This is a genomic window from Streptomyces sp. EDA2-14, from assembly GCF_054963755.1.
Genome location: NZ_JBUEGE010000004.1, coordinates 414,239 through 428,829, shown reverse-complemented (window position 1 = coordinate 428,829; position 14,591 = coordinate 414,239). Strand labels below are relative to the sequence as shown.

8 protein-coding genes are annotated in these 14,591 nt (G+C 69.6%); 2 read left to right on the top strand and 6 right to left on the bottom strand.

The window, feature by feature from the left end; genetic code table 11:
• Window positions 1-10 precede the first annotated feature (10 nt).
• Together ACY34M_RS15165 and ACY34M_RS15160 are read right to left on the bottom strand one after the other, a co-directional pair.
• Window positions 11-1,414 carry an MFS transporter gene (locus ACY34M_RS15165; RefSeq protein WP_462718161.1) on the bottom strand — a complete coding sequence of 468 codons (1,404 nt, stop codon included), beginning with the start codon at window positions 1,412-1,414 and terminating at the stop codon, window positions 11-13.
• On the bottom strand, window positions 1,411-1,866 hold the full coding sequence (locus tag ACY34M_RS15160) for a MarR family winged helix-turn-helix transcriptional regulator (protein ID WP_462718160.1): 456 nt from the start codon (window positions 1,864-1,866) through the stop codon (window positions 1,411-1,413). Before ACY34M_RS15160 ends, ACY34M_RS15165 begins: the two co-directional genes overlap by 4 nt.
• Window positions 1,867-2,038: 172 nt before the next feature.
• Between ACY34M_RS15160 and ACY34M_RS15155 the strand changes: the two genes are divergently transcribed.
• Window positions 2,039-2,410 carry a DoxX family protein gene (locus ACY34M_RS15155; RefSeq protein WP_462718159.1) on the top strand — a complete coding sequence of 124 codons (372 nt, stop codon included), beginning with the start codon at window positions 2,039-2,041 and terminating at the stop codon, window positions 2,408-2,410.
• Between the two features lie 5 nt (window positions 2,411-2,415).
• On the opposite strand, the gene ACY34M_RS15150 is transcribed toward ACY34M_RS15155, so the two are convergent.
• Window positions 2,416-5,340 carry a carbohydrate binding domain-containing protein gene (locus tag ACY34M_RS15150; protein WP_462718247.1) on the bottom strand — a complete coding sequence of 975 codons (2,925 nt, stop codon included), beginning with the start codon at window positions 5,338-5,340 and terminating at the stop codon, window positions 2,416-2,418.
• A gap of 192 nt (window positions 5,341-5,532) precedes the next feature.
• Window positions 5,533-10,845 (bottom strand): pullulanase-type alpha-1,6-glucosidase, encoded by a 5,313-nt coding sequence (gene pulA / locus ACY34M_RS15145; RefSeq protein WP_462718158.1) that lies wholly within the window; start codon window positions 10,843-10,845, stop codon window positions 5,533-5,535.
• A 217-nt stretch (window positions 10,846-11,062) separates the two neighbouring features.
• On the opposite strand from pulA, the gene ACY34M_RS15140 reads away from it, so the two are divergent.
• A complete protein-coding gene (locus ACY34M_RS15140) occupies window positions 11,063-12,496 on the top strand; it encodes an alpha-amylase (RefSeq protein WP_462718157.1) in 1,434 nt (477 codons plus the stop codon).
• Window positions 12,497-12,500: 4 nt separating this feature from the next.
• Here the strand turns inward: ACY34M_RS15140 and ACY34M_RS15135 are convergent, their stop codons facing one another.
• The gene (locus ACY34M_RS15135; RefSeq protein WP_462718156.1) at window positions 12,501-12,917 is read right to left on the bottom strand and encodes a hypothetical protein; all 417 of its coding nucleotides are present in this window, start codon (window positions 12,915-12,917) and stop codon (window positions 12,501-12,503) included.
• Between the two features lie 2 nt (window positions 12,918-12,919).
• Entirely contained in the window at window positions 12,920-14,581 is a 1,662-nt protein-coding gene (locus tag ACY34M_RS15130) for a glycoside hydrolase family 13 protein (protein ID WP_462718155.1), read from the bottom strand.
• Window positions 14,582-14,591 lie beyond the last annotated feature (10 nt).

The window sequence follows — 14,591 nt, the reverse complement described above, 5'->3', positions numbered from 1 at the left end:
TGGTGCGGGCTCAGTCCCGGCCGACGCGGCGCAGCGCCCGGTCGGCGGCGGTCACCAGGAGCAGCAGCACGGACACCACGACGAGCATCCAGGCCAGCTCGTGCAGTCCGCCCGTGTCGGCGCCGCCCTTGAAGAACGCGGCGTTGGCGGCGGAGGCGAGCAGCGCGCCGAGATAACTGAAGGTGCGCAGGAGTCCGGCGGACGCTCCGGTGCGCTCGGGGTCGGCCTGGGCGTAGAGGGCGTTCTGGTTGGCGAGGCCGATGAGGCCCTGCGGGATGCCGAAGACCGCGCCGATGACGACGAGGAGCCAGATCGGGCTGCCGGAGTTCAGCCCCAGCAGGGCGGACACACCGACGAGTTGGGCGAGCCCGCCGACCCACAGCTTGCCGCGCACCTGTGCGCGGCGGCCGGTGAGCACGGTGACGCCGATGGCCATCAGGGACATCGGGAGCAGCATGAGTCCCGCCTGCTCGGGGCCGAGTCCGCGGCCGTCCTGGAGCCACTGGCTGTAGCCGTACAGGAACGCGTACGACGTGGTGTACGCGAGGAGTTGGCGCGCGTACGTGGCGAGCAGCGGGGTGTTGCCGCTCAGGACGCGCAGGTCGATGAAGGGGTCGGCGGAGGCCAGCTCGCGGCGGGCGAAGACCGCGCCCGCGACGGCGCCGATCACCGGCAGGTACCAGTGGGCGGTCCCCGGCGACGTCAGGAACAGCATGAACGCGGTGAGCGATCCGGCGAAGAGCAGCATGCCGGGCACGTCCGCCGAGGTCGTGGCGTCGGCCTCGCGGCCCGCCCGGACGTGCTTCGGCAGCCGCAGCGCGCCGAGCACGAGGCAGGCGAGCGAGAGCGGCACGTTGATCGCGAAGATGAGGTGCCAGCCGCCGAGGCCGATGAGCACGCCGCCGAGGGTCGGGCCGATGACGGCGATGACCTGGTTGGAGACCGACAGCGCGGCGAGGATGCCGCTGGGGCTCTTCATGCCGGTGCGCTCGGTCTCCGTGCGCAGCAGATACATGGAGGCCGGGTACGCGGCGGAGGTGCCGAAGCCGAGGAGCACGCGGGAGACGATCAGCACCCAGAAGCTCGGGGCGAGCACGCCGAGCAGGCCCGCGACGCCGACGAGCGCGGTGCCGAGCAGGTAGAGCCTGCGCGGCCCGAACGCGTCGACGAGCCGGCCGATCACCGGCTGGCCGACGGCCGTGGCGAGGTAGAGGGCGGAGACGAGCCAGGCCGTCTGGGACGGCGGCACGCCGAAGGCGTGGCCGATCGGGACGAGCGCGACCGCGAGCATCGACGAGTTGATCGGGTTCAGGATCGACCCGAGGATCATCGGTGCGACGAGGCGCCGGTCGAATCCGTCGGCCGAGCCGCCGCGCCTGCGCACGCTCCGGACGCGCTGGGCTATGCCACTCACGCCTGCGTCACCTCGTCGAGCAGCGCCATCGCCGTGATCACGGCGCGCAGCTGCTCCGCGCTGCCGTGCTCCGCGAGCTGCCCGGCGAGCCAGGCCTGGCGGGCCCGGCGCACGCCCTGGCGGCGCTCGCGTCCCGCGTCGGTGAGCGCGACCACGCGGCGGCGCCCGTCCTCGGGGTCCGGGTGGCGCTCGACGAGGCCGCGCTCCTCCAGGGCGATGACGTGCTTGGCCATCGACTGCGGCCGGACGTTCTCGATCGCCGCGAGGTCGCTCGCGGTCGAGGGCCCGTACTTGTCGAGCCGGGAGAGCACGGACGCCTGGGCGGGCGAGAGCTCGCCCTCCGGGTCCACGTCGAGCGTCATCAGCCGGCGCCGGAGCCGGCTGATGATCACCCACACCTCGTCGGTGGCCCGCGCGGCGAGCTCCTCGACGGATGCACTGTCGTCGTTCATGCCTCCACGGTAGATCGACAGCCCAGGCTGTGCAACCTGGGCTGCACAGTTTGACTGTCGATTGGTGAGGGCTTTACGTGACGACGTATTGGCCGACGCTCTCGACGCCGTTGATTACCGGCGAGTAAGGTCGAGCGCGCCACATCGCACTCCCCCGCCCCAGGAGGCTCACTTGCGCCGCGTCCGTTCCTCCGATCTCCTCGCCGGGCTGCTGGCCGGCGCCGGGGCCGCCCACTTCCTGCTCCCGAAGCAGTTCGACGCGATGGTGCCGCGCCGGCTGCCCGGCTCCCCGCGTGCGTGGACCTACGCCAGCGCGGTGGTGGAGCTGGCGCTCGCGGCGGGCGTCGCCGTGCCGCGCACCCGCTCCCGCTCCGCCACCGCGGCCGCCGCGTTCTTCGTCGCCGTCGTGCCCGCCAACATCAAGATGGCGGCCGACTGGAAGGACCGCCCCGCGCCCGTCAGGCGTGCCGTCCAGGCGCGGGTTCCGCTCCAGATCCCATTGGTGCTGTGGGCCCGCAAGGTGGCCCGCGACGCGACCCGCTGAGGGCACTACTTCAGGTAGGGGCCTGCCGCGCCCACCTTTCCGGGAGCCGCGTTCCTGCCGCCCAGATCGAGGACGTACACCCGCAGATTGCCCTTGCCGGGTGCGGCCGCGGTCAGCGTGCCGTCGGTGACGGTCCGCACGTCGCCGGTGACGGCGTCCTTGTACGTGCCGTTCGGGATGTTCCGGAACGTGGCGCCGTCGGTGACCGTCACCAGGGCGAAACTGTCGACGCCGCTCGCCGCGTCCGTGTAGCGCCGCTTGTACGCCATGTTCCCGGAGATGTCGGCCGTCGAGTACTGGCCCATCTGCAGGGCGGGGACGGCGCGCCGGATCTGGTTGAGCCGCTGGACGTGCTTGACCAGGGGCTGCGCCAGGGTGGTGGCGACGGCGCCGGAGGCGCTGGAGACCGTACCGAAGTCGGAGGCGGTGACGCTGCCCTCCAGCTTGTCGCCGTAGTAGGCGCGGCCGGTCGTCGCCAGCGCGCACGTGGTGCCGCAGTCGATCTTCTGGCCCTTCTGGAACTCGGTCTCGGAGCCGTAGTACAAGGTCGGGATGCCGCGGAACGTCCACATCAGCGACATGTTCTCGGCCCAGGCATCCGTGCCGCCCGCGTACCGTTCACTGCTCTTGTTCGGCCCGTAGTCGTGACTGTCGACGTAGACGACGTTGTAGGTGGCGTCGTTCGTCGAGTCGTCGGAGTCCTTCCCGTTGTGGTACGCGTTGGAGGCGTCGCCGAAGTTCATGTGCATGCGCATGTCGATGATGTTCATGCCGGAGAACTTGCTGTGGTCGGGCGTGTGGTACTTGTTCCCGTCGAGGAAGGCGTTGCTTGAGGTGGGCTGGTTGCCGGTGCCCAACTGCTCCTCGTAGTCGTACTGTTCGAGGGCCGCCTTCTCGTCGTCGGCCGCGTACTCCTTGCGCTCCTTCCATGTGTAGAACTGCGCGGAGTGGTTCACGGATCCGCGGTTCCACTTGTCGTTGACGAAGGCCGCGACCTCGCCGAAGACGAAGAAGTCCTCGGCCTTCTCCGCTCCGAAGCGCTGCGTGACGCGTTCCTGGATGGCGGGCAGGAAGCGGCGGTTCCAGGTGACGCGCGGGATGTGCACGGCCGTGTCGACGCGGAAGCCGTCGACGCCCATGTCGATGTACTTGTTGTAGGCGCCGATCAGATAGTTCTGCACCTGCGCGTTCTCGGTGTTGAAGTCGGCGAGGTCCTCGTGCAGCCAGCACGACCGGGAGTCCTCGCCCTCCCAGTTGCCGATCCAGCACTGGTGGAAGAGTGCCTTGGGGAACATGCCCGATGTGGGGCTCGGCCACTGGCAGTTGTAGATGGTGTAGCCCTCGGGGCTCTTGGCGCCGGTGGGCTTGCCCCAGTTCAGACAGGTGTTGCCGGTGGGCTCGGCCGTGGACCACATGTCGCCGTTGTAGTACGACTTGCCGGAGACGGGCTCCACGGTCAGCCCGTCGTACTCGAAGCCGTCCTGCTTCTGGTCGTAGTACCAGCTCCACTGCGAGTCGCGGACGCCGTACACGGTGGGTGTGTACAGGCCCTTGGCGCCCCAGCGCGAGGAGTGGTTGTAGACCACGTCCTGGTAGATCTTCATGCCCTTGGCGTGGGCGGCGTCGATCAGGTCCTGGTAGGAGGCGCCGGCGGACTCCAGGCGCGGGTCGACCTTGTAGAAGTCGTAGCCGTGATACCCGTGGTAGTCGTAGTCGGAGCGGTTGAGGACGACCGGGGTGATCCAGACGGCGGACATGCCGAGGCCCTTGATGTAGTCGAGCTTCTCGACCAGGCCCTTGAAGTCCCCGCGGAACATGGGGTCGTTGTTGGCGGCGTTGCCGGTCTTCACGTGCTGGCTGCCGCCGCGGTTGTTGGAGCTGTCGCCGTCGTAGAAGCGGGCGGTCAGCACGAAGTAGACGGGGTCCTTGCGGGGATCGCCGCCCAGCGGGGTGCCCGTGCTCTGGGCGGGCTTCTCACCGGTGGTGGCCTTGGCCTCGGCGCTCGCCGCCGAGACGTTGCCGGCCGCGTCGAGCGCCCTGACCGTGTACGTGTAGGTGGTCTTCTCCTCGAGTCCCGTGTCGGAGTACACGGTCGAGGTGACCGGGATGACGGTGGTGCCCTTCGTGCCTCCGGTGCGGGTGACCTGGTAGCCGGTCACGGCGGTGTCGTCGGTGGCCGGGTCCCATGTGAGGACGACGGCGGTGCCGGTCGCCGCGGCCTTGACGTTCTTGGGTGCGGAGGGCGCCGTGATGTCGGGCTCGGCCGCCGCGCAGGGGTCCTTGGCGCCCTTGGTGGCGGTGCCGCCCTTGACGGTGTTGAGGCCCTTGCCCAGCTGATAGTTGGCGCCGTTGTTGTTGTCCCAGGTGCCGTTGCCGTTGTTGAAGGTGGCCTGCCAGCTCGTCGCCGTACCGAGATCGACCGTCCGCTTCACCCACCCCGTGCACGCCGCCTCCATGCCCACACCGGGCACGGTCGTCCAGGACCCGCCGGTCGGCGCCCAGTGCAGGTTCGTCACCGCCCAGTTGGTGGTCGTCGTGTCGTAGTAGACGGTGGCGGAGTTGCCTTCGCCGGGCGTGGTGTCGGCGCACGGGTCGCTGTGGGCCACGACGCCGTCCTTGACGGTGACAGGGCCGGTGCCCAGTTGGTAGTTGCGGCCGCCGTTGTTGTCCCAGGTGCCGTTGCCGTTGTTGAAGGTGGCCTGCCAGGTCGTCGCCGTACCGAGATCGACCGTCCGCTTCACCCACCCCGTGCACGCCGCCTCCATGGCGACGCCGGGCACGGTGGTCCAGGAGCCGCCGGTCGGCGCCCAGTGCAGCTTGTACGTCGACCAGTTGGTGCTGGTCGTGGAGTAGTAGACGGTGGCCGTGGCGGTGTCGGCGGCGCGCGCCGTGGCGGCACCGAACGGGGCGCCGGGCAACAGTGTCACCAGGAGTGCGGCGATCAGGGAGAGCACCGTTCCCGCCAGGCATCTGGAGGGTCTGCGGCGCCTGCGTGTCGATGTGGAGCGGCTCACGAGGACTCCTCTGTGTGGGGCCGCGACAGTGCGGCCGTCAAAGGGGTGGAGCACGTCCGGCCGCCCCCTCGTGCTTCTGACAGGGGACGGCCGGACGGATCGGTGGGGTCAGCGGCCGAAGACCGCGACCGTGCGGGCGGGCACCTCGAAGGTGCCGGAACCCTTGCTGTACGTGGCCGACTTGACGGCGTCGTCCGAGCCGTCGGCCTGCACCGGGTGCAGGCGGTACCCGTCCCCCGCGAGACCGTCGACCGTCTGCTTCTGGCGCTCCGGTGTCGCGTTGAACACCACCACCAGGTCACCGAGCCGCATCGTGATGACGCCCGGCGTCTCGTCCTTGCCGGAGAGCGGGAAGGAGAGCGCCTTCTGCACCTCGGCCGCCGTGGACAGCCGGAAGGCTGGCTCGGTGGTGCGGATCTTCAGGAGGTCCTGGTACGCGGCCGAGGCACCCTCGATCTCCGCGCAGCCCGGAGCCTTCACCGACGCCAGCAAGGGCTTCGCGTAAAGCCACTTGTCCTTGTTGTCGGCGGCCATCGGGAGGCCGCGGCCGAAGCCGTTGCCCGCCGTGCAGTCCCAGCGGATCGCGTTGAACCAGTCGCCGCTGTCGAAGGAGTTGCGGTCGAGGGACTTCGAGCGCAGCAGGTCGGTGCCCGCCTGCGAGAGCGCCGGGCCCTGGGAGAGCGCCGCCGTCGCCATCGCGAGGACCTGCATCCGGGAGCGGTCCGCCGCGGAAGTCGACGCGGGCAGCTTGTACGTCAGCGTGTCGTACAGCGACTCGTTGTCGTGCGCGTCGGCGTAGGCGAGGGCGTCTCCCGGGGCGTCCGCGTACCCGGCGGGCGCGCCGTTGTAGTCGACGTCGGAGCCCTTGACCTGGCGTCCGCTGGTGTCGGTGAAGCCGTACCCCGCCAGGTTCCCCGACAGGCCCACCTTGATGAGGTCCTGGTAGTGCAGCAGCCGGGCCTTCTGCTCGGCTGCTGTGCCGTTCGCCTTCGAGGTGTTGGGGTCGGTGTAGAGGCCGGACGCGAAGCCCTGCACGCCCGGGTCCTCGTCGAACGGCGAGCCGCCGCGCACCGCGTCCCGCGCCCGGTCGGAGAACGTGGCGATGCCGGTGCCCGCCATGTTCTTCTGCGTGGCCTGCTCGAAGCGGGCGTCGTCGGCGATCTCGCCGAAGTTCCAGCCCTCCCCGTAGAGGATGATCTTCTTGCCGTCGACACCGTCCTTCTTCAGGGTCAGGGCGTCGAGGGCCTTGCGCACCGCGAGGATGTTGGCCTTCGGGTGGTGTCCCATCAGGTCGAAGCGGAAGCCGTCGACCTTGTACTCCTTCGCCCAGGTGACGATCGAGTCGACGACCAGCTTGCCCATCATCGTGTTCTCGGGCGCCGTGTTCGAGCAGCAGGTGGAGTTCGCCACCGAGCCGTCGGCCATGAGCCGCTGGTAGTAGCCGGGCACGATCCGGTCCAGGACCGACGTCTTGTCCTGGCCGGCGGACGCGGTGTGGTTGTAGACGACGTCCATGACGACCCGCAGGCCGTCGTCGTTCAGTGACTTGACCATGTCGCGGAACTCGACGGTGCGCCGCGTGCCGTCCGGGTCGCTCGCGTAGGAGCCCTCGGGGACCGTGTAGTGGTACGGGTCGTAGCCCCAGTTGTAGGCGTCCTTGCCGGCCGCCTTGCCGACGCACTCCTGCTGCTTGTCGCTGTCGGGGGCGTACGACTTCAGGTCGCAGTCGGGCGTCGACCGGTCGGACTTCTTCTCCGGGATCGTCGCGATGTCGAAGGCCGGGAGCAGATGGACGTAGGAGGTGCCGGACTTCGCGAGCTCACGCAGGTGCTTGGAGCCGTCGGTGTTCTTGTCGGTGAAGGCGCGGTACGTGCCGCGGTCCTTCGCCGGTGTCGTGCTGTCCTCGACGGAGAAGTCCCGGACGTGGAGCTCCTGGATCTGCGCGTCCTTCATGGGCACGGCCTTGGGCTTGGTCAGCCCCGACCAGCCCTTCGGCGCGAGGGACTTGTCGCCGAGGTCGACGACGAGGCTGCGCTCCGAGTCCGCGGTGAGCGCCACGGAGTACGGGTCGGTGACCTTGTTCGTGACGAGCTTCTGGACACCGGGCGCCCAGACGCGCACGGCGTACCAGTACTCCTTGCCGCGCCAGGCGGCCGCGGCCCCGGTGGCGGACCAGACACCGCTCTTGGCGTCGCGGCGCATGGCCACCGTCCTCCCGCCGAGTTCGAGGGAGACGTCGCGGGCGGTCGGCGCCCACACGGACAGCGTGACCTTGCCGTTCGTGAACACCGGTCCCAGGGACGCCTTTTCGGCGGCGTCCGCGTAGGTGTCGTCGAGCACACCGGCCGTCTGCACACCGGTCGCCGCGAGCAGCGCCCCGTTCGCGGCCCGCTGCGTGGCGATCAGCTGCCCGCGCAGCGCGTCGCGCGTCCGGTCGCGGTCGCGGGCGTCGACGGTGAACGCCGGATAGTCCTTGAGGTGCGGGTACTTCGCCTTCTGGGCGTCGGTGAGGCTGCCGGGGTTCAGGCGCAGCCACCGCCCCTCACTGCTCAGCGCCCCGTCCTCGATGCCGATGCCGCCCTCCGGCGCGTACACCAGTTGCTGGCTGGTGGCGGCGGTGGCCTTCACCTTCCAGACGACGGTGTCGGAGTCGATCCACTGCGCCTCGGACTTCGACAGGTCCAGGTCGGCGCCCGACCCCATGGACGGCAGCAGGTAGCCGGTGTCACCGGAGTTCAGCCACACCTCCTTGCCGTACGTGGCGAAGTCGAGGGAGCGGTCCGTGGGGATGTCCTTCTCGTCGCCCTTGTGAAGGATGTAGCTCAGCGAGGTCGCTCCGTCGGCGAGCGGCACCTCGAAGATCAGGCCGTACGCGTCCTTGCCGGTGGGCTGGAGCGGCTTCGACCAGTCGGTGGGGTTGGCGGCGCCGGTCCAGGTGTGCAGGCCCCAGCCGTCGTAGTCGCCGTCGGGACGGTGCACGTGGACGACGGCCTTCTTCGTGTCCTGCGGCGGGTACGCGCCGTCGGGCTTCGTCGTCTGCTGGCCGTCCTTGCCCTGCTCGACCCAGACCTCGCCGGTCCTGCCGAGGTCGATGGTGCGCTGCGGCCCGTCGGCGGTGCCGGACTTCTCGATCGTGTACGTGATCGAGCTCGCGCCGTCGGGAACCTTCACCCAGGCGAAGGCGCCGTAGGCGTCGCGGCCGACGAACTCGGCGGACGTGTCACCGGCCTTCAGGCGCATGTCGCCGTAGTCGCCGTCCTCCCGCTTGTAGTGGACGACTGCGTAGTCGCGGTCGACGGCCGTGGGCTTCTCGGGGGCGGGGGCCTGCCCCGCCGTCGTGCCGGCGAGGGCGCTCGCGGTGCGTCCGGCGCGGTCCACGACCACCGCCTTGTACCGAAGTGCCGTTCCGGCCTTCACCGTGTCGGGGACGTGCTGCGTGATCTTGTACGGGGCGTGGTCGACGGAGCCGAGGGTGCGCCACTTGCCGTCGCCGACCTGTGCGGCGAAGACGACGCGGGCCGAGGCGGTGGCGCCGGGGTCGGCGGAGAGGGTGACCGTGCCGGTGGCCCCGGCGGTGGGGGCCTTCAGGGAGAGCGTGGGCTTCGCGGCCGGCGCGGGGAGCTTCGACTCGGCGCGCAGCACGAGCGAGGACAGGGCGGGCACGGTGACCTTCACCCGGCCGCCGGACACCGGCTCGACGCCCGAACCGCCGTACAAGGTCCGGAACTTTGCGGACTCGACCGGCAGCTCGACCGTCTTCGCCTCGCTCGCGTTGTTCACGGCGACGACGTACTCACGGTCGTCTCCCGTGCGCGAGAACGCGTACACCGAGTCCTTCGCGTACAGCTCCTTCTGCGCGCCGTCGGTGAGCGCCGGGTTGTCCTTGCGGAGCTTCGACAGCGCGGCGATGGACCTGAACAGCGGGTGCTTCGTGTCGTACGCGGAGTCGGCGTGGGTGCGGTCGGTGCCGAGCTGGTCGTCGTCGAGATAGTCGGCGACCTTCGAACCGAACATCGTCTGCCGGGCGTCCTTGTCGCCGCCCGCGCCGGTGAAGCCCTGCTCGTCGCCGTAGTAGACGACGGGGTTGCCGCGGGACAGGAACATCAGCTCGTTGGCGAGCCTGTCGCGCTGGACGAGTTCCGCGTCGGACGCCTTCGGGTTGTCGGTCTTGAGGAAGGTGCCGATGCGGCCCATGTCGTGGTTGCCGAGGAAGGTGACCTGCTCGTACGCGTTCGCCTTGTCGGTGGCGTACTTGTAGTCGTCGGCGAAGACCTTGCCGAGCTTGTCGGCGGAGGCGCCCTGCGAGGCGTAGGCGCGGGCGGCGTCCTGGAAGGGGAAGTCGAGGGTGGCGTCGAGGCGGCCCTGTGTGACGTACGGGGAGGTCACGTCGGTGTCGGCGGAGTAGACCTCGCCGAACATGAAGAAGTCCTTGCGGCCGTGCGCGGCGGCGTACTTGTCGAGCGCGGTCGCCCACTGGGTCCAGAAGTCCATGTCGACGTGCTTGGTGGTGTCGATGCGGAAGCCGTCGACGGCGAAGTCCCGCACCCACTTCTCATAGATCTTCTCCATCCCGGAGACGACCTCGGGCCGTTCGGTCCACAGGTCGTCGAGACCGGAGAAGTCGCCGTAGGTGGTGGACTCGCCCTCCCAGGTCGAGTCACCCCGGTTGTGGTACATCGTCGGGTCGTTGAGCCAGGAGGGCACCATCTCGCCCGTGTTCTTCGGCGTGTACGGGAAGGAGTCCTCGTCGACCTTCGCCATCGACGTGGCGTCGTCGAAGGGACGGCCCTCGGTGTCGAGGTACGGGTAGGCACCCTTGGGGCGGTAGCCGTACTTCTTCTCCGTGTAGTCGACGGTGTCGGCGGTGTGGTTGGTGATGACGTCGAAGAAGACCTTCATGCCCTTGGCGTGCGCCTTGGATATGAGGTTCTTGAGGTCGGCGTTCGTACCGAAGTGCGGGTCGACCTGCGTGAAGTCGGTGATCCAGTAGCCGTGGTAGCCGGCCGACGCGTCCTTGCCCTCGCCCTGCACCGGCTTGTTCTTGAAGATCGGGGCCAGCCAGATCGCGGTGGTCCCGAGGTCCTTGATGTAGTCGAGGCGGTTCGTCATCCCCTTGAGGTCGCCACCCTGGTAGAACCCCTTGTCGCTGGGGTCGTACCCGGTCGCGAGGCGTGAACCGGTCAGTCCTCCCCTGTCGTTGGTGGTGTCGCCGTTGGCGAAGCGGTCGGGGAGCACGAAGTAGTACTGCTCGCGGGTGAGGTCGTGGCGGTCCGGCTCGGCCGCGAGTTTCCCGTCGGACGGCGGCGCGGGCGGGGCGGCGGCGCGCGCCGCCAGGGGCTGGGCCAGCGTCACGAGGAGCGCGGCGGCCGCGGTGTACGCGGCGGCGCGTCTGTGCGGTACGCGAATCGGACTGCGGCTCACGTCGTGAACTCCTCGCGGGATGCGGTGTATTGGGGCGGACCGGCCACGCGCGTGGGGAGGTGGGGCCGGTCCGCCGCGTGACGGTAACGCCTGCCGGAACGCGCCTGCAAGAGTTGCGAAAGATGTAGCAAGAATTTTCAACTTCCCATTGACGGGGGGTGCTCATCTGACACACGCTCACGACGCGCCACCAGAACCCCACATTCAGGAGCCGCACATGCAGCACAGCAGACCCCTCACACCCAAAAGCCCTCGTCGGCGCCGCCGCACCGCCACCGCGGTGGCCCTGGGCGCCCTCACCCTCGGCGGCATGGTGACCCTGCCGTCCCCGACCGCGACGGCGGCCGACACCGGCACACCCAACGGCGATGTCATCGCCAACCTGTGGCAGTGGAACTGGGCGTCGGTCGCCAAGGAGTGCACCGACACCCTCGACCCGGCGGGCTACGGCGCTGTCCAGGTCGCCCCGCCCCAGGAGTCCCTCAAGCAGGGCGACTACTACTGGTGGGACGTCTACCAGCCGTACTCGTACAAGCTCGACAGCCGTTTCGGCAGCGCGAGCGACTTCAAGTCCATGGTCGACACCTGCCACGGCGCCGGCATCGAGGTCTACACCGACGCCGTCATCAACCACACGTCCGCCCAGGCGGGAACCGGCTACGCGGGCACCGCCATCAGCAACAAGTACGACACCCCGGACTACGATCCGGCCGACAGCGACGACTGCACGAAGACCATCTCCAACTGGTCGGACCAGTACGAGGTCCAGCACTGCGAACTGCTCGGCCTGCCCGATCTGGACACCTCCGAGTCCGGCGTCCGCGAGAAGATCGTCGGCTTCCTCAACAAGCAGATCGACCTGGGCGTCGACGGATTCCGGGTCGACGCCGCCAAGCACATCGAGACCGCCGATCTGAACGCGATCGTCGGCGCGCTGCACAAGACGGGCGCGGGCGACGCCCCGTACATCACACAGGAGGTGTATCCCGGCACACCGCCCTCCACGGGTGACTACTACGGCAACGGCGACGTCCTGGACTTCACGTACGCGTCCGCCATGAAGTCCCAGTTCGGCGGCGGTGACATCGCCAACCTGTCGTCGTTCGGCAGCAGTTGGGGCCTCGCGGACGAGGAGCACTCCAACAGTTTCGTTACCAACCACGACACCGAGCGCAACGGCGACACCCTCAGCTACAAGGACGGCGCGACCGCCACCCTCGCCAATGTCTTCCAACTGGCCCGCGGCTACGGGCGTCCCTCGGTCTACGCGGCGTGGAAGTTCGACCAGAGCGACCAGGCGCCGCCGAACGACGGCAGCGGTTTCGTGACCGGCACGGACTGCTCGGGGGCCTGGGCGTGCCTCGACCGGGACACCGCGATCACCGGGATGGTGGGCTGGCACAACGCGGCGGCCGGCAAGGCGGTCGCCGACTGGCAGTCCCCCTCCTCCAACGTGATCGGCTTCGGGCGTGGCGACGTCGGTTTCGTCGCCATCAACAACTCGTCCGAGCAGAACACGCACACGTACACGACGAGCGTGCCCGACGGCACGTACGACAACGTCGTCGGTGACGGCTCGGTGACCGTCTCCGGCGGCAAGGTGGAGCTCACGGTGCCCGCGAAGGGTGCGGTGGCGTTCCACACCGCGTAGCCGCTCAGCGCGGTTCGCGGGCGCGCCGCATCGCCCACAGCACGTAGGCGGTCGTGCCCGCGACGGCGAGCGCCGCGCCGTAGCCGAACACCATCGCGGCTTCGGGCGGCGCCTCGTCGCAGTGGGCCGAACCGGTGGCGGACACCCAGATACGCACCGAGAACGGTCCGGCGTCCGGTTCGACCGGCTCGTCGAAGTACCCCTTCTCCCCGAGGCCGTGCACGATTCCGTGCACGGCCTCGCCCTGCGGCGACCTCCAGGTGAACGTCTCGCTGGTGTTCGGGTTGCCGACCTGCTTGGCCGTGGCCCAATACCCCCTCACGTAGGTGAGGTTGGCCACCAGCGCATGGCGGAGCGGCAGTGCGAAAGCGGTCAGGACGACCGCCCACACCACCGCTCGCACCACCCACCGCGCTCTCACGGTCAGGCAGTCTGCCACCACACCGTCGTGTCGGCCGGAAGCTCGACGTAGCCGCCGGCCACCTCCACCGGGGCCGAGGAGAGCAGTACGTCGCCCGGGGCCGGGAGGCGGACCGCCGTGGACGTCGTGTTGACCGTGCAGGCGAAGCCGGGGCGTTCGAAGTGGAGGACGCCCTGCGGGGCCTCCGGGTGCCACTTCACGCCGTCGCCCGCACCGAGGCCCGGCGTGCCGCGGCGCAGCGCCAGCGCCGAGCGGTACATCTCCAGCGTCGACTCCGGGTCGCCGGTCTGCGCCTCGACGCTCAGCTCGGCCCAGGTGTCGGGCTGCGGGAGCCAGCTGCCGCCGTCGCCGAAGCCGTACGAGGATCCGGTCCGGGTCCACGGGATCGGCACCCGGCAGCCGTCGCGGAAGCCGTCCTGGCCCTCGGCACGGAAGTACGAAGGGTCCTGGCGCACCTCGTCAGGGAGGTCCGTGACGTCGGGGAGGCCCAGCTCCTCGCCCTGGTAGATGTACGCCGAGCCGGGCAGGGCGAGCATCAGGAGGGTGGCGGCGCGGGCGCGGCGCAGGCCGAGTTCGCGGTCGCCGGGGGTGCGGATCTGGGTGCCGCCGGGCGGGTTGGCGTAGCGGGTGGCGTGCCGGGTCACGTCGTGGTTCGAGAGGACCCAGGTGGCGGGGGCGCCGACGGGGCGCATCGCGTCGAGGGAGCTGTCGATGATCTCGCGCAGCCCCTCGGCGTCCCACGGCGCGCCCAGGTACTGGAAGTTGAAGGCCTGGTGCAGCTCGTCGGCGCGGACGTAGTTGGCGGTGCGCTCGACGGTCGGCGTCCACGCTTCGGCGACGAAGATGCGCTCGCCGTCATATTCGTCGAGGATCGTGCGCCACGAGCGGTAGATCTCGTGCACGCCGTCCTGGTCGAAGAACGGCATGACGTCGTTGCCGAGGAGCTTCAGCTGGTCGTGGCCGCCGATGTCGGGCAGGCCCGCCGCCTTGACGAGGCCGTGGGCGACGTCGACGCGGAAGCCGTCGACACCCATGTCGAGCCAGAAGCGCAGGATGGAGCGGAACTCGTCGGCGACCGCGGGGTGTTCCCAGTTGAGGTCGGGCTGCTCGGGGGCGAAGAGGTGCAGGTACCACTCGCCGTCGGGGAGGCGGGTCCAGGCGGGACCGCCGAAGATGGACTCCCAGTCGTTGGGCGGGAGTTCGCCGTTCGCTCCCTTGCCGGGACGGAAGTGGTAGCGGTCCCGCAGCGGCGAGCCGGGGCCGTCCGCGACCGCCCGCTTGAACCACTCGTGCTGGTCCGAGGAGTGGTTCGGCACCAGGTCGACGATGATGCGCAGATCCAGGGCGTGCGCGTCGCGGATCACCGCGTCGGCGTCGAGCAGCGTGCCGTACATGGGGTCGACGGCCCGGTAGTCGGCGACGTCGTAGCCGCCGTCGGCCTGCGGCGAGGCGTAGAACGGCGACAGCCACACCGCGTCCACGCCCAACTCGCGCAAGTGCGGCAGGCGTCGGCGGATCCCTTCGAGGTCGCCGGTGCCGTCGCCGTCGCTGTCCGCGAAGCTGCGCGGATAGACCTGATAGATGACCGCGTCCCGCCACCAGTCGGTGGACTCGCGGGTCGTGGTGGCGGCCGCCACCGGCTGGTCCGTGGGGTGCTGGCTCATGATGTCCTTG

Bases quoted from the DNA above. Each gene is read 5' to 3' on its own strand.
- ACY34M_RS15160 (WP_462718160.1), bottom strand. From the start codon at position 1,866: ATGAACGACGACAGTGCATCCGTCGAGGAGCTCGCCGCGCGGGCCACC.
- ACY34M_RS15140 (WP_462718157.1), top strand. From the start codon at position 11,063: ATGCAGCACAGCAGACCCCTCACACCCAAAAGCCCTCGTCGGCGCCGC.
- ACY34M_RS15130 (WP_462718155.1), bottom strand. From the start codon at position 14,581: ATGAGCCAGCACCCCACGGACCAGCCGGTGGCGGCCGCCACCACGACC.